The sequence below is a fragment of the Shewanella sp. 8A genome (assembly GCF_023475945.1).
Taxonomy (GTDB): domain Bacteria; phylum Pseudomonadota; class Gammaproteobacteria; order Enterobacterales; family Shewanellaceae; genus Shewanella; species Shewanella xiamenensis.
The window spans coordinates 53,812-70,139 of sequence record NZ_JAMDJP010000017.1; the positions used below are offsets into that span (position 1 = coordinate 53,812).

The following is a 16,328-nucleotide window of genomic DNA, read 5'->3' on the forward strand; positions in this document are numbered from 1 at the left end:
TACTTGTATATACAAGCTAGGATTGTAGCCGCAATTTTGAACGTTTGAAAGTGTGCCCGCATCTAGCATCTAGCATCTAGCACCTAGATTCTAGATTCTAGATTCTAGATTTTTATACCGAGGAAGTGTTTTGGCTACGCCTAAGTTTGCAGAAATTAAGCAATATATCATTGGCTGTATCGAGTCTGGTGAGTGGGAAGAAAATGCCCGCGTGCCCTCGGAAAATCAGCTGGCCGAACTGTTTGTCTGTAGCCGTATGACGGCGCGTCGCGCCTTGACTGAGCTGACAGACAACGGCGTGCTTGAGCGTTCACAGGGACTTGGCACCTTTGTGGCCGGGCGAAAGTCGCAATCCTCCATGTTGGCGATCCGCAACATTGCTGACGAAATCAAAGACCGTGGTCATGGTTACAGTGTGCAGCAATTAGCGCTTAGACAAGTGAATGCCACCGCGCCTATCGCCATCGCATTGGCGCTGGAGCTCGGGAGTCCGGTGTTTCATTCGGTGTTAGTGCATTGCGAGCAGGGCGTGCCGCTGCAAGTCGAGGAGCGTTATGTGAATCCCGCCTTTGCCCCTGATTACTTAGAGCAGGATTTTAGCGAGCAAACTCCCCATGAATACCTGTCACAGGTGGCGCCGCTGACCGAGGCGCACCACACCATCGAAGCCATTATTGCTAGTAGCGAGTTGCAGCAGAGGTTAGCTATTCCGGCGACCGAACCCTGTTTACAGATTTCACGCCGCACTTGGTCACGCCAAGGGGTGGTGAGTTTTGCCAAATTAGTACACCCGGGTAGCCGCTTTAAGCTCGGCGGACACCTGACATTCAATAAATAACGTCACGCAAGAAGAGGTGAAGGCTTATGGCATTCATCCGATGTTTAGCGACAAAAACACAATAAAAACAATAGCACTTAGCCGAATGGCGAGTGAGTTCAACAGGTTGAAAGAGGACATCTCAATGGACAAGCGACACGACCCAAGCCGCCGTATTATTGCGCCCCATGGTAGCCAATTAAGCTGTAAAAGCTGGTTAACCGAAGCGCCAATGCGCATGTTAATGAACAACTTACATCCCGATGTGGCCGAGCGCCCTGAGGATTTAGTGGTTTATGGCGGTATCGGCCGCGCGGCCCGCGACTGGGACTGCTACGACAAGATTATCGAAGTGCTACAACGTCTCGAAGATGATGAAACCTTATTGGTGCAATCGGGCAAACCCGTAGGTGTATTCCGCACCCACGCCGATGCTCCGCGCGTGCTGATTGCGAACTCAAACCTTGTGCCACATTGGGCGAACTGGGAACACTTCAACGAGTTAGATAAACAAGGTCTAGCCATGTATGGCCAGATGACCGCGGGTTCGTGGATTTATATCGGGACTCAGGGGATTGTCCAAGGTACCTACGAAACTTTTGTGTCGGTCGCAAAACAACACTTTGGCGGCGTTGCTGCCGGTAAGTGGATCCTCACCGGTGGTTTAGGTGGTATGGGTGGCGCGCAAACGCTGGCGGGTACTATGGCTGGCTTCTCTGTGCTTGCCTGTGAAGTGGATGAAACCCGTATCGATTTTCGTCTGCGTACCCGTTATGTGGATAAAAAGGCCACTTCATTAGACGAAGCCTTGTCTATGATCAACGATGCCAATGCCTCGGGCAAACCCGTTTCCGTCGGCCTGTTAGCTAACGCCGCCGATGTATTTGCCGAATTAGTGAAGCGTGGTATTACTCCTGATGTTGTCACCGACCAAACCTCTGCCCACGATCCGCTGAACGGCTATTTGCCACAGGGCTGGACCATGGCGCAAGCGGCCGACATGCGTAAAACCGATGAGGCTGCCGTCGTTAAAGCGGCTAAAGCCTCGATGGCGGTGCAGGTGCAAGCCATGCTGGATCTGCAAGCGGCAGGCGCAGCGACCTTAGACTATGGTAACAACATTCGCCAAATGGCCTTCGAAACCGGCGTTAAAAACGCGTTCGATTTTCCAGGTTTTGTGCCTGCTTATATTCGCCTACTGTTCTGTGAAGGTATTGGCCCGTTCCGTTGGGTTGCGTTATCTGGCGATCCTGAGGATATCTACAAGACCGACGCCAAAGTGAAGGAGCTGATCCCCGACAATCCACATCTGCACAACTGGTTAGATATGGCGCGCGAGCGTATTGCCTTCCAAGGTCTACCTGCGCGTATCTGCTGGGTGGGCTTAAAAGACCGTGCGCGTTTAGCCCAAGCCTTTAACGAGATGGTGAAAAACGGCGAGCTGACGGCGCCGATCGTCATTGGTCGTGACCACTTAGACTCAGGTTCAGTCGCCAGTCCTAACCGTGAAACCGAATCTATGCTGGACGGTTCAGATGCAGTATCTGACTGGCCATTGCTAAACGCTCTGCTAAACACTGCCAGCGGTGCGACTTGGGTGTCGCTGCACCACGGCGGTGGTGTGGGCATGGGCTTTAGCCAACACTCGGGTGTGGTGATCGTGTGTGACGGTACTGAGGCCGCCGCTAAACGTGTTGGCCGTGTGCTGTGGAACGACCCAGCGACAGGCGTGATGCGCCATGCGGATGCGGGTTATGAGATCGCCAAAAACTGCGCCAAGGAGCAGGGCTTAGATCTGCCCATGCTTAAAGACTAACTATTCAACACAAACCGTGAAAAACAACGACAAGAATACGGATGTAAAAATGAAATCAGTCAATCATTTAGTATTAACGCCCGGCAGTTTAAGTCTGGCGCAACTGCGTGAAATCAGCCGCCATAAACTGACTCTCGAACTGGCGCCAGAGGCGATAAACGACATCAACACCAGCGCGCAAATCGTGCAAAAGGTGCTGGATGAAGGTCGCACCGTTTACGGCATCAACACGGGTTTTGGTCTGCTGGCCAACACTAAGATTGCCCCAGAAGATCTGCAATTACTGCAACGCTCTATCGTGTTATCCCACGCAGCGGGCACGGGCCAATACATGCAGGACGCCACTGTGCGCTTGATGATGGTGTTAAAGATCAACTCCTTAAGCCGTGGCTTCTCGGGTATCCGTTTAGAAGTGATTAACTTCCTTATCAGCTTAGTGAATGCCGAGGTTTATCCTTGCGTGCCTGAAAAAGGTTCTGTGGGTGCCTCTGGCGACTTAGCGCCGTTAGCCCATATGTGTCTGCCGCTCTTGGGTGAAGGCGAGATGAGCTACCAAGGGCAGATTATTTCGGCCGCCGAAGGCTTAGAAATCGCCGGCCTTAAGCCAATCGATTTAGCTGCGAAGGAAGGCTTAGCGCTGCTCAACGGTACTCAGGCTTCTACCGCGCTGGCGCTGGAAGGCTTGTTCCACGCTGAAGACTTGTTTGCTGCCAGCTCAGTGATTGGCGCGATGAGCGTTGAGGCGGCCATGGGGAGCCGCAGCCCGTTTGACCCACGTATCCATGCGGCCCGTGGTCAAAAAGGTCAAATCGATTCAGCTATGGTGTTCCGTCATCTGCTGGGTGAAGAGTCCGAAATCAGCTTAAGCCATGCAAACTGTGAAAAGGTACAAGATCCTTACTCACTGCGCTGCCAACCACAGGTGCTAGGCGCTTGCTTAACGCAAATTCGCCAAGCGGCGGAAGTGTTAGGCACTGAGGCCAATGGCGTGACCGATAACCCGTTGGTATTCCAAGATACTGGCGACATTATCTCTGGCGGTAACTTCCACGCCGAGCCCGTTGCTATGGCAGCCGATAATTTGGCGATTGCGATTGCCGAATTAGGCGCGATTGCAGAGCGTCGTATCGCGCTGCTTATCGACTCTAGCCTGTCTAAACTGCCACCTTTCCTGGTTAAAAACGGCGGGGTGAACTCGGGCTTTATGATCGCCCAAGTAACCGCGGCGGCATTAGCCTCTGAAAACAAAACCTACGCCCATCCAGCCTCGGTCGACAGCTTGCCAACCTCGGCCAACCAAGAAGACCATGTGTCTATGGCGACCTTTGCGGCGCGCCGTTTGCGGGATATGAGTGAAAACACCCGCGGCGTATTAGCGATTGAATTGTTAGCTGCCGCCCAAGGGTTGGATTTCCGCGCGCCATTAGCGCCAAGTGATGCAGTGGCTAAGGCCAAAGCCGAGCTACGCGAAGTGGTTGCCTACTACGATAAAGACAGATATTTCGCGCCGGATATCGAAGCGGCAACGGATCTGTTGTACACCGCCAGCTTTAATACTTACTTGCCCCAAGGCGTATTGCCGAGTCTGTAATGCACAGTCTTTGGCGCCGATAACCCCTCTGCGGGTGAAAAGTGCTGAAGCAAGCGACCAATAAAGTGAAAGGCATAGCGATTTGCTATGCCTTTTGTCTATCTTATGCGGCGATTTCGCTGTTTTTACACTTTGTACTTTAGGTGTGTTTAACACCGCAGGATGAATGCTTTTTTATCCAATCTTTACATTGTCAGCTTTGAGAGCTGTCTATCCATCCAAAACCGATAAATATGAGGTGTTTTTAACCATCTCTTATTTCGTTTCGGCTTTAAATCTACACCTTATATAACCTTAATATGCCATTGTGAGACAAAATGGGTCTTGATGGGTGGACAAAATGTCTTTTGGTGCTTTTTGGGTTTATATCTTAATTTGTTTCGCTTTTATAGAGTTAAATTCTAAAAAAATCATATTTAAAATCTATTTAATGGTTGTTTGCTCTGTAGCTGGCAAATTGAGATCTTGATCTCATGTCATTATTTGTTATCTATTTTCACTTTAAGGATAATCTTAAATTAAGTGAGGTCTTTATTGACTCACTCAAACGATTGCAGCGTTACCACTGCAATTACCAAACTCATAACGACAAAAGTGTGAGATAACGCTATGAACAGACGCCAGTTTTTTAAACTGTGTGCGGCCGGAGCGGCAACCTCAGCGATTTCAGCGCTGGGATTGATGTCCGAAAAGGCCTATGCAGCAGTGCGAGAGTTTAAGCTGATCGGAGCCAAAGAAACCCGTAACAACTGTCCGTATTGCTCGGTAGGTTGTGGCCTGCTGATGTACAGCCAAGGCAGCGGGGGTAAAAACTCTGAACATGCTATTTTCCATATCGAGGGTGATGCCGATCATCCAGTAAACCGAGGTGCATTGTGCTCTAAGGGTGCAGGCCTTGTGGATTATGTTAACAGTCCACACCGTTTACAGTACCCAGAATATCGCGCCCCCGGCAGCAACAAGTGGGAACGGATCAGCTGGCATGATGCCTTTAAACGTATTGCTCGTTTAATGAAAGATGACCGTGATGCGAACCTGATTGAAAAGAACGCCGATGGTGTAACGGTTAACCGTTGGTTAACCACAGGGATGATGACTTCATCCGGCATGGCCAATGAAAGTGGCTTAGCGACACAAAAATTTGCTCGCGCTTTAGGCCTTGTAGCTATCGATACTATTGCACGTAACTGACACTCTCCAACGGTAGCAAGTCTTGCTCCGACATTTGGACGTGGTGCCATGACCAACCACTGGATCGATATTAAAAATTCAAACGTAGTGATTATTATGGGCGGTAATGCCGCAGAAGCTCACCCTGTCGGATTCGGCTGGGTTACGGAAGCTATGCAGCATAACAATGCTAAGTTGATTGTGGTTGATCCACGTTTCAACCGCAGTGCGTCATTGGCAGATCACTATGCCCCAATCCGCTCAGGAACTGACATTGCATTCCTTCTGGGCGTGATCCGTTATTTGATTTCGACCAATCAAGTTAACTTCGATTATGTGAAAGCCTATACCAACGCCAGTTATCTGGTGCGGGATGATTTTGACTTCCATGACGGCCTATTCTCAGGCTTCGATGAAGCAAAAGGCGAGTACAACAAAGAATCCTGGTTCTATCAACTCGACGAAGACGGCTATGCCAAAGTGGATGAAACACTTGAGCACCCGCGTTGTGTGTGGAACTTACTCAAACAACACGTAGAACGTTATGATTTTGCAGCGGTAAGTAATATCACTGGTACACCAACAGAAGATTACCAAGTGGTATGTGACGCCATTGCGAGCACTCATACTAAAGATCGTGTGGCGACATTTATGTATGCGCTGGGCTGGACCCATCATAGTAAAGGTGCGCAGAACATCCGTTCTATGGCGATGATCCAGTTATTACTGGGCAACATAGGTCAGTTAGGCGGTGGTGTTAACGCATTGCGCGGTCACGCCAACGTTCAAGGTTCAACCGATATGGGTCTACTGGCCCAAAGTTTACCCGGTTACCTTAAACTGCCAAACGATAAAGAACCTACCTTAGCAGCTCACTTGGCGGCGAACACACCTAAGCCATTGCGCCCAGGTCAAACCAACTACTGGCAAAACTATCCGAAGTTTTATGTGTCCTTGCTCAAAGCCTTCTGGGGTGAGAACGCGACGCCTGAAAACGAGTTCGGTTATCAGTGGTTGCCTAAGTGGGATCAGATGTATGACTTCGGTAAGCATCTGGACATGATGTACCGTGGCAAAGTGAACGGTTGTATTGTGCAAGGGGTTAATGCCATTAACTCAATGCCTAACCGTAATAAGAACATCAAAGCACTGAGTAACCTTAAGTACTTAGTGGTGCTTGATAACTTGTCATCGGAAACCGCCACCTTCTGGCAAAACGAGCCTGGTTATAACGAGGTCGATACCGCCAGTATTCAAACCGAAGTATTCCGCCTACCTGCGACAGTGTTTGCGGAGGAAGAAGGTTCGATCGTTAACTCTGGTCGTTGGATGCAATGGCACTATAAAGGCGCTAATCCTCCAGGCGAAGCGATGTCGGACTCAGAGATTGTGTCTGGTCTGCTGCTGGAGTTGAGAAAGTTATATCGCGAAGAGGGCGGCAAACTGCCTGAGCCGATTCAAGCGATTAACTGGAACTATACCGATCCGCACAACCCAAGCGCTATCGAACTGACGAAAGAGTTGAATGGTTACGATGTCGCGACCAAGCGTCAGATCAGCAGTTTTGCTGAATTGAAGGCCGATGGTAGTACTGCGAGTGCCTGTTGGATTTACGCGGGTTCTTGGACCGAAGCCGGTAACCAAATGGCTCGCCGCGATAACCATGATCCATCGGGTAAAGGTATTACGCCGGGCTGGGCCTTCGCATGGCCGCTTAACCGCCGCGTCCTCTACAACCGTGCATCCTGTGATGTGAACGGTAAACCTTGGGATGAGCACCGTAAGATTGTTGAGTGGAAAGACGGCAAGTGGGAAGGGATAGACGTGCCCGACTTCAATGCCAAGTTGAATCCACAGGAAAGTGCGCATCCTTTCATTATGCAGGCTGACGGCGTGGGTCGTTTCTTCGCGCTCAAACTGCTTAAAGAAGGACCGTTCCCTGAGCATTACGAGCCAGTCGAATCGCCTATCGGCACCAACCCACTGCATCCTAATGTGGTGCACAGCCCTGTGCTGCGTTGGTTCGAAGGGGTGAAAGAGACCATAGGTACTAAAGAGGAATATCCCTACGCCTGTACCACTTACTCACTCACAGAACACTTTAACTTCTGGACGACACACTGCCGTTTAGCGGCGATTGCCATGCCAGAGACCTTTGTGGAAATGAATGAGCAATTGGCGGCAGAAAAAGGCATCAAGAATGGCGATTGGGTGAAAGTGAGCTCGAAACGTGGCCACATTCTCACCAAAGCCTTAGTGACTAAGCGTATGCGCCCATTGCAGGTTAATGGTCAAACGGTACACACGCTAGGTATTCCACGTCACGGCAGCCATAACGCGCTTACACGTAAGGCCTATAGCTGTAACGTCCTTACCACTGAGATGGGTGATGCCAACACGGGTGTGCCTGAGTACAAAGCGTTCCTCGTGAATGTTGAAAAGGCGGAGGTCTGATAATGGCGACTCAAGATATCATTCAACGTTCCGGCACTTCGCAAGCGACTCCACCTGCACAGGCGAGAGTCGGTGGCGTGAAGCAAATTGCGAAGCTGTTTGACGCGACTAAGTGTAATGGTTGTAAAGCCTGTCAGGTCGCTTGCTCAGAATGGAATGACCTGCGTGAAGAGGTGGGTTCGTTCCAAGGGACTTATCAAAACCCAGCATCTCTGTCGCCAGAGTGCTGGACCTTGATGAAGTTCAACGAGATCGAAGACCAAGGCAAATTACGTTGGCAGTTTACCCACAGTGCCTGTATGCACTGTGCGGATCCCGCCTGCTTGAAGGCCTGTTCTACCTCCGGCGCGATTGTTCAGCATGCCAACGGTACTGTGGATTTCGATTCGGACAAATGTATTGGCTGTGGCTATTGTGCCAGTGCCTGTCCATTCGATATCCCGAAAATCAGCGCCGTCGACAACAAGGCCTACAAGTGCACTATGTGCTCTGACCGCTTGGCTGTTGGGCTGGAGCCTTCATGTGTTAAGTCCTGTACCACGGGTGCGCTGCGTTTTGGTACGCGCGAAGACATGCTGTTCTACTCAGAAAAGCGTGTTAACGAGCTAAAAGAACGCGGTTTTGTCAAGGCTGGACTCTACAACCCTGAGGGCGTGGGTGGCACAGGCATGCTGATGATATTGCACGATGTCACTCAGCCTGAAACCTACGAAATGCCAAAGGATCCGCAAATCCCATTGTCTGTCACCCTGTGGCAGGACTGGGTGAAACCACTAGGTACTGTCGGACTTCTTGCAACGGCGGCTGTGGCCTGCCTGCATAAGATCACCGTCGGTCGCAACATAGTGGAAGAGGACCAACCCGGCTATCAACCGCCAGAGGAAGAGGTTAAGCAGGAAGAGGAGGCCAAGAAATGAGCAAGCATAATAAGCAAGAAATGATAGTGCGTCACAAGCTGTTCGACCGCATCTGTCATTGGTTCATTGTGGCCGTAGGGCTAGTCACCTTTCTGACGGGCTTTTCCTTCTTCTATCCCTCCTTCCAATGGTTGGGCGCGATAGCGGGCACGCCGCAATTGGCGAAGTTTATTCACCCAATTGCCGGCCTGATGATGTGTTTACCGCTGATGTTGATGTTGGTGCGTTATTACCACCACAACAAATGGGAAAAACACGATCTGGCTTGGATGCTCGCCATCAAGGACGTGATGTTCGAGAACGAGGAAAAAATCCCGCCTATCGGCCATTACAACCCTGGCCAAAAAGTGCTGTTCCGTGCCTTTGTGTTGACTTCTATCACCTTAACCGTGACGGGATTCATCATGTGGCAACCCTACTTTGCACCTTACTTCTCGGCCACTGTGGTGGGCTGGGCGATCGTGCTGCATGCCATTTGTGCCTTGATCATGCTGATGTTTGTGATGGTGCACTTTTGGATGGCGACCTGGGTGGAAGGTTCTATCACAGGCATGCTTTACGGCAAGGTCTCTAAGGCTTGGTGCCGTAAACATCATCCGCTGATGTTGGATGAACATTCGGACGTGGAGAAACATTAATGAGTCATACAGCCGAGATACCTATGGTCCCCGGCAGCGAATCGCCGCTGGAGCTTAAACCCTTAAAGGCGGTGGACCCTAAAACTGTGTATCACAGACGGGCGCAGCGTTTGTTGTCGTTGGCCAAGGACTCGCCGCTGGCCGACTACTTTGAGCTATGCCGCCGTGTGGTTGCGATTCAGGCCAGATTGGCGGCGGAGGCTGACTTCGGTCAGCTTCTCGCTTGGGGGAAAGATGAAGCGATTCCGCTTTCCCACTTGGGTTCAGAGGCAGATAGCTACTGGCAAGGACTGCTACAACAACTGTTAAGCGATCTGCTGCCGCAGGTGGATGAGGATATGGCGCGAGTGCTGCGGTTGTTGATGCAGCAATCTCCTGAGCAACTCACCTCCTGGGGCAGTGCATTGCGTCAGGGACATATGAGCGAAGTCCCCGCGCGCTTCAGTTTGTTTATCTGGGCGGCGATGGGGGTCTACTGGTCCCATTGGGCACCTATGGTGATTAAACGGATCGATCAACGCAAAGTCGTGCAGCAGAACCTATGCCCGATTTGTGGGTGTCATCCTGTGGCGAGCGTGATCGTCGACCAGCCGCGAGCGGGTCTGCGTTATCTGCATTGCAGTTTGTGTGAGAGCGAATGGCATTACATTCGCGCCCACTGCACTAGCTGTGGTCAGGATAAAGGGACGACGCTCTGGTCATTTGACGATACTCAGGCGCAGGTGCGTATCGAGAGCTGCGACGAATGCCATGGTTACACCAAGATGCTGTTCGTTGAAAAGTCACCGCTGATGGATGTGGCGGCCGACGACTTAGCAACCTTGATGCTCGACAGTGAGCTAAATGCCAAGGGCTTTGGAGCGACCACGGTCAATCCATTGCTACTGGCCCACGAAACTGAGCAATAACCAAAGTCGGGAAGGGCTCACTGAGCTCTTCCCCTTATATTTATCAAGATGATACAAATGATGACCCAAGTACCCGATACACCCCAAGCCCTGTACCGTGCGCTGCCGTCGATGGACAGTCTGCTCGCCGATGCGATATTGGCGCCTCTGCTGCAACGCTATGGTAAAGCGGCGGTAAAGGCGGCGCTGGATAGCCAGTTACGCACGGCGCGTGAGCTGATTGCCCAGGAGCGACGTTTACCCGCTTGGTGTGCTAACCCGTCATTATTGAACGGATATTTGGTTGATCAATTGTCTAAGGACTATAGCCATAGTCTTAAACCCGTGTGGAACCTCACGGGAACTATCCTGCATACCAATCTTGGTCGCGCCCAGCAGTCTGAGGCGGCCATTCGGGCGGTGACCTCTGTGATGCGTTACCCCACGCCGCTGGAATTTGAGTTGGCAGCGGGTGAGCGCGGCCATCGGGATAATGCCATTAGTGGGTTAATCCAGCGCCTAACTGGGGCAGAGGCCTGCTGCGTGGTGAATAACAACGCCGCCGCTGTGTTGCTGATGTTGTCGGCGGTCGCGGCGGGCAAAGAAGTGATCGTCTCCCGCGGCGAGCTGGTGGAAATTGGCGGCGCCTTTCGCATTCCGGACATTATGCGCCAAGCGGGCTGCACCTTAGTGGAAGTCGGCAGCACTAACCGTACTCACCTCAAGGACTATGAGCAGGCGATAACCGAAAATACCGCCGCCATTATGAAGGTGCACACCAGCAACTACCATATCAGTGGCTTTACCGCCTCGGTGGATGAGGCCAGATTAGGCCAACTCTGCCGCGATCGTGGTGTTGCGTTGATCTCGGATCTTGGCAGTGGTTCACTCACCGACTTACGCCGTTTTGGCCTAAAACAAGAGCCAACCCCCCAAGCCATGCTGGCGGATGGCGTCGATCTGGTCAGCTTCTCCGGCGATAAACTCCTAGGCGGCCCGCAATCGGGTTTGATTGTTGGCAAACAGGCGCTAATTAATAAGCTTCAAAGCCATCCGCTAAAGCGTGCATTGCGCTGCGACAAGCTGATTCTCGCGGCGCTCGAGGCAACGCTGATCCACTATCTCAACCCCGAAACCTTAGACAAAGAACTGCCAATTATGGCTAAGTTTGCCCGTAGCCAAGCTGAGTTACGCCAAATCGGTGAGCGTCTGCAGCGCGCCTTAGCACCGCTGTTTGCCCCGAGCTATGACATCGAATTAGTGGAGTGCCAAACCCAAGTCGGTAGCGGCTCGCAGCCCGATACCTTTTTGCCCTCAATCGCCCTGTGCTTTAACGCGCAAGAGGGTGGCAGTCTAACGCTGCTCGAGCAGCATTTTAAGCAGGCGCAGCGCCCTGTGATTGGTCGAATGGCCCAAGATCAACTTCGTCTCGACTTGCGCGGTATCGATGATGAGGCCGAATTATTGGCCGAACTCAGCACCTTAGGTGTGCAGCTATGATTATGGTCACCGCGGGCCATGTCGACCACGGCAAGAGCACGTTGATCCGTGCCCTGACGGGTATGAACACCGACAGGCTCCCCGAAGAAAAACGCCGTGGCATGACCATTGATCTCGGCTACGCCTTTATGCCACTGCGAGATGGCACTCGCTTAGCTTTTATCGATGTGCCCGGCCATGAAAAATTCATCAATAACATGCTGGTGGGCGTGAGCCATGTGCGTCACGCGCTGCTGGTGTTGGCCTGTGACGACGGCGTGATGCCGCAAACCCGCGAGCATCTGCAAATCCTCGCGCTTTTACCGCTAAATAGTTTGACCTTAGTGCTGACCAAGCGGGATTTGGTCGATGACCAAACCGCCGCCAAGTTGACTCAAGAGGGGATGGCGCTGCTTGCCGAATACGGTATCGAGGCCAGTGGCGTGTTTGAAGTCTGCGCGAATAATGCAGGCGATGCGGGGGTAGACACTCTTAAACAACATATTTTAGAGATTGCCGAGCAGCAATCGACCCAAGCGGAAGATGCCAGCAGCTTTAGGATGACGCTCGATCGCGCCTTTAGCGTTAAAGGCGCCGGCTGTGTGGTCACTGGCACTGTGATTAGCGGCAGTGTGTGTGTCGGCGATAGTCTCTACAGTTCAGGCCAAAAGGCCAAACTACGAGTGCGCGGCATTCATTGCCAAGGGATGGAAGTCCACAGGGCCTTAAGCGGCACTCGGGTCGCGTTGAATCTTACCGGTGTCGATAACCACAGGGCGCCAGCCCGCGGCGACTGGTTAAGCAGCCTGCCTCAGGCTGAGCTGTGCGCCAGACCCGTGGTGCAAATTCGCAGTTTCGAACCCATAACCCATTGGCAAAATGTGCATTGTCACCACGGCGCCGACCATACCCTGGGGCGGATTTCCTTGCTCGATGAAGCCGATGAGCAGGGGCGTTATCTGGCCGAAATTGTGCTCGATAAGCCGCTGCTGCTGTGTCAGGACGATCCGATAGTGCTCAGGCATATTGGCGGCAAGCAAACCCTGGGTGCAGGGCGGGTGCTGGCATTAAAAGTCCCCAATCGTAAGAAGCGCACGCCGGAGCGTGTCAGTAAGTTGCAACAGCTCGCCAAGCTCTCCAATCCGGTGAATGTGCTGGCGCTACTCGGCCAGAGTGAGGCGCTCAGTATTGATGAAATCCGTTGGCGCTGGCAGCTAACCGATGAAGGGCTCGCAGCCATGCTGGCGCAGGCCGGGCTGACTCGCCTCGGAGCCTATGGGCTATCGACCCAGTTACTCGAGCAAGAAAAACAGCAGTTTATCGAGCTATTACGTGAATATCACCAACAGCACCCCGATCAATTAGGGCTGGGGCGTAATCGTCTGCAACGCATGAGCCACAGCATATTACCCAACGAGCTGGCCAATAAGGTGCTCGATAGCCTCTGCCAAGATGGACAGATGGTGCTGCGCGGCGCTCTGCTGCAGTTGGCGGATCACAGGATTGTCCTCGATAGCGAGGCGCAGCAGTGTTGGCAACGCTTGGCCCCTTGGTTGGCGCTGCAAACCTCGCCCGTGTGGGTGACTGAGATGGGAGAATATCTCGAACTCGAGCCCGCCAAACTCAGATTGCTGTGTTTTCAACTGGTGCAACAGGGCTTTATTACCGCCGTAGTGAAGGATAGGTATCTGCTGAGCGAGCAGTTGTGCCACTACGCCAATCTGGTGCGTGAGCATGTGGAAACCCACGGCAAGCTCGAAACCGCAGAGTTTAAGGATCTGATTGGCCTAGGCCGTAAGGTCAGTATTCAGCTGTTGGAGTTTTTTGACCGCAGTGGTTTTACCCGTAGGAAATATCGCAGTAACAGTCGGGAGATCCGGGATGGGGAACTGTTTTATTCCCATGAGAATTGGCGGAAGAACATAGGAGTCGAACCTACCCAGGACTGCTGGCAGCCCTACCCGGATTTGAAATCCGGACGCCTCACCGGAGACGACGTTCTTCCATTCGAAGACAGACCGATAGTAGAAAATGCTTAAACCTGAATCAAGCGCATTCGTATTTCGTTAGTCGCTTTGTGACTTGAGTCGAACTTTACTGGCAAACCAATTGTTTTTATTTGAATTAATGAGTTTAGAGGGTCGCTATGGAATATCATTCACACGCCGTGGTTACTGAAAGAAAGGTGACCCTTTTAGAACAGGGACAGGCCTCCGAGTTAACCGATTATGTGGCTAACGAGGTGCGAGTGGCGCTGGTGTATAACGGCATCGCCCACACTGTGATGCTCGCCAGCCCTGAAAATCTCGAAGAGTTCGCCATTGGCTTTACCTTGTCGGAGCGGATTGTTTCCCATGTGAATGAAATCAAAGGGGTGGATCTGGAGTTCACCCCCGAAGGTGTGCTCATTCAGGTGGAGATCACCCAAAGATGCTTTATGGAACTCAAGCAGCAGCGGCGCAATATGGCGGGGCGCACGGGCTGTGGACTCTGTGGTGTGGCGCAGCTAGAAGAGGCGGTTAAACCTGTTATCCGCGTCGACTCGGATGCCAGATTTAATATCGATCATCTGCAGCTCGCCCTTGAGCAGATCAAAGAGAATCAACATCACTTTAAGCTCACGGGAGCAACCCACGCCGCCATGGGCTTAGACGAGGAAGGACAAATCATCGCCGCCTTTGAGGACATAGGGCGGCACATTGCACTGGATAAATTAATCGGTGGATTTTCAATGCGTAAGGCAGAGCGACCTGTCGCCGTGTTGCTCACCAGCCGCGCCAGTTTTGAAATGGTGCAAAAGGCCGCCAGTGCCAATATCCAAATTCTGTTTGCTATGTCCGCCGTGACTTCACTGGCGTTGGAATTAGCAGAGAAAAGCAACATCACGCTTATCGGTTTTTGCCGTAATGGCAGAGCCACGCTCTACACCCATAGTTATCGACTGTTGGGGATAAATCGTGGCTGTTTAGCGAAAGCCATCTAAAGCGTGTCGCCACACAATTAAGATTCTTTAGCACCTTATTTTTAAGGGATTGTGCCTTGCTTGTGTGGCAACAGGTATAAGCCTTGTGCTTATTTTTTATAGTCTCGTTCATTAGGGTAATGACATGACATGGCAACAATTTAAACAACAATATTTAGTCCGTTTTTGGGCTCCTATGCCTGCGGTTATCGCCGCCGGTATCCTTTCTACTTACTATTTTGGGTTAACTGGCACTTTTTGGGCTGTCACGGGGGAATTTACGCGCTGGGGCGGGCACTTACTGCAACTGGTAGGGGCAAATCCTGAAACTTGGGGTTATTTCAAGGTGATAGGTTTACAGGGCTCGCCCTTAGACCGCATCGACGGCATGATGATCATCGGCATGTTTGGTGGCTGTATTGCGGCGGCACTGTGGGCCAATAACGTTAAACTGCGTATGCCACAGAGCCGTATCCGCATCGCTCAGGCATTAATTGGCGGTATTATTGCCGGCTTTGGTGCGCGCTTGGCGATGGGCTGTAACTTAGCGGCCTTCTTCACCGGTATTCCGCAGTTTTCCTTACACGCGTGGTTTTTTGCCCTCGCGACGGCGGCGGGCTCTTACTTTGGTGCGCGCTTTACGCTGCTACCCATGTTCCGTATTCCAGTGAAATTGAAGAAAGTCGATAAGGCGTCTTCGGTCAAACAGGATGAAAACCAAGCCAGACGGCGTTTTCGCATCGGTATGTTAGTGTTCGCAGCCATTATCGGCTGGGGATTATTGACTATGTTCAATGCGCCTAAACTGGGTATCGCCATGCTCTGCGGTGTGGGTTTTGGCTTGTTGATTGAACGGGCGCAAATCTGCTTCACCTCGGCATTTCGCGATATGTGGATCACCGGACGCACCCATATGGCTAAGGCGATTATTCTCGGTATGGCGGTAAGTGCCATCGGGATTTATAGCTATGTGCAATTAGGCGTGCCGCCAAAAATTATGTGGGCTGGCCCGAATGCGGTGATTGGTGGCCTGCTGTTTGGCTTTGGCATTGTGCTGGCAGGTGGTTGTGAGACGGGGTGGATGTATCGCGCCGTCGAAGGCCAAGTGCATTTCTGGTGGGTTGGTTTAGGCAACGTGCTGGGTTCAACCCTGCTGGCCTATTACTGGGATGATTTAGCCCAGCCATTAGCCACAAGTTGGGACAAGGTTAACTTGCTTTCAAGCTTTGGCGATAAGGGTGGCTTATTAGTGACCTATCTACTGTTGGCATTGTCGTTTGCGGCCATGTTGCTGTGGGAAAAACGTTTCTTTGCTCGCAAGGCGAAGCGAGATGAACAATTGATTGCGGAGGCGGCGTAATGAGTCAATATATTCCAGATTATCAACTCGATATGGTAGGCGAGCCTTGCCCTTATCCTGCTGTGGCCACCCTTGAGGCCATGCCGACACTGAAACCGGGAGAGATATTAGAAGTGATTAGTGACTGCCCGCAGTCAATCAATAATATTCCACTCGATGCCAAGAATCATGGCTATAAAGTGCTGGAAATTGAGCAGAACGGACCAACGATTCGTTATCTGATCCAGCGCTAGTCTT

At 51.8% G+C, this 16,328-nt stretch carries 11 protein-coding genes, 1 tRNA gene and 1 pseudogene; 12 read left to right on the forward strand and 1 reads right to left on the reverse strand.

Annotated features, from left to right (window positions below):
- Window positions 1–130: 130 nt before the first annotated feature.
- From hutC to selB, 9 genes and pseudogenes are all read left to right on the forward strand, one after another.
- Entirely contained in the window at window positions 131–838 is a 708-nt protein-coding gene (gene hutC, locus M0413_RS14245) for a histidine utilization transcriptional repressor HutC (protein WP_011715378.1), read from the forward strand.
- Between the two features lie 124 nt (window positions 839–962).
- Window positions 963–2,633 carry a urocanate hydratase gene (hutU, locus tag M0413_RS14250; RefSeq protein ID WP_249554670.1) on the forward strand — a complete coding sequence of 557 codons (1,671 nt, stop codon included), beginning with the start codon at window positions 963–965 and terminating at the stop codon, window positions 2,631–2,633.
- A 49-nt stretch (window positions 2,634–2,682) separates the two neighbouring features.
- On the forward strand, window positions 2,683–4,224 hold the full coding sequence (gene hutH, locus M0413_RS14255) for a histidine ammonia-lyase (protein WP_055646902.1): 1,542 nt from the start codon (window positions 2,683–2,685) through the stop codon (window positions 4,222–4,224).
- A 609-nt stretch (window positions 4,225–4,833) separates the two neighbouring features.
- Complete coding sequence (fdnG, locus tag M0413_RS14260) at window positions 4,834–7,848, forward strand: formate dehydrogenase-N subunit alpha (RefSeq protein WP_172589872.1); 3,015 nt, start codon at window positions 4,834–4,836, stop codon at window positions 7,846–7,848.
- A 2-nt stretch (window positions 7,849–7,850) separates the two neighbouring features.
- Entirely contained in the window at window positions 7,851–8,765 is a 915-nt protein-coding gene (fdxH, locus tag M0413_RS14265) for a formate dehydrogenase subunit beta (protein WP_047536467.1), read from the forward strand.
- Complete coding sequence (locus M0413_RS14270; RefSeq protein WP_037416279.1) at window positions 8,762–9,403, forward strand: formate dehydrogenase subunit gamma; 642 nt, start codon at window positions 8,762–8,764, stop codon at window positions 9,401–9,403. The genes fdxH and M0413_RS14270 overlap by 4 nt, the downstream gene beginning before the upstream one ends.
- A complete protein-coding gene (fdhE, locus tag M0413_RS14275; protein ID WP_249554672.1) occupies window positions 9,403–10,311 on the forward strand; it encodes a formate dehydrogenase accessory protein FdhE in 909 nt (302 codons plus the stop codon). Before M0413_RS14270 ends, fdhE begins: the two co-directional genes overlap by 1 nt.
- A gap of 57 nt (window positions 10,312–10,368) precedes the next feature.
- Window positions 10,369–11,790, forward strand: coding sequence for an L-seryl-tRNA(Sec) selenium transferase (gene selA, locus M0413_RS14280; protein WP_249554674.1), 1,422 nt, complete (start codon window positions 10,369–10,371; stop codon window positions 11,788–11,790).
- Window positions 11,791–11,792: 2 nt separating this feature from the next.
- Window positions 11,793–13,586 (forward strand): annotated as a pseudogene (gene selB, locus M0413_RS23115) (selenocysteine-specific translation elongation factor); the annotation flags it as partial.
- 93 nt (window positions 13,587–13,679) lie between these two features.
- Here the strand turns inward: selB and M0413_RS14300 are convergent.
- Window positions 13,680–13,774 (reverse strand) — tRNA-Sec (locus M0413_RS14300).
- A 141-nt stretch (window positions 13,775–13,915) separates the two neighbouring features.
- On the opposite strand from M0413_RS14300, the gene fdhD reads away from it, so the two are divergent.
- The 3 genes from fdhD (at window position 13,916) to yedF (ending at window position 16,324) form a co-directional block, all read left to right on the forward strand.
- Window positions 13,916–14,752, forward strand: coding sequence for a formate dehydrogenase accessory sulfurtransferase FdhD (fdhD, locus tag M0413_RS14305; protein WP_011624738.1), 837 nt, complete (start codon window positions 13,916–13,918; stop codon window positions 14,750–14,752).
- A 124-nt stretch (window positions 14,753–14,876) separates the two neighbouring features.
- Window positions 14,877–16,091, forward strand: a complete 1,215-nt coding sequence (gene yedE / locus M0413_RS14310) for a selenium metabolism membrane protein YedE/FdhT (RefSeq protein ID WP_249554681.1) — start codon at window positions 14,877–14,879, stop codon at window positions 16,089–16,091.
- Window positions 16,091–16,324, forward strand: coding sequence for a sulfurtransferase-like selenium metabolism protein YedF (gene yedF, locus M0413_RS14315; protein WP_011070517.1), 234 nt, complete (start codon window positions 16,091–16,093; stop codon window positions 16,322–16,324). The genes yedE and yedF overlap by 1 nt, the downstream gene beginning before the upstream one ends.
- The last annotated feature ends 4 nt before the right edge of the window (window positions 16,325–16,328 follow it).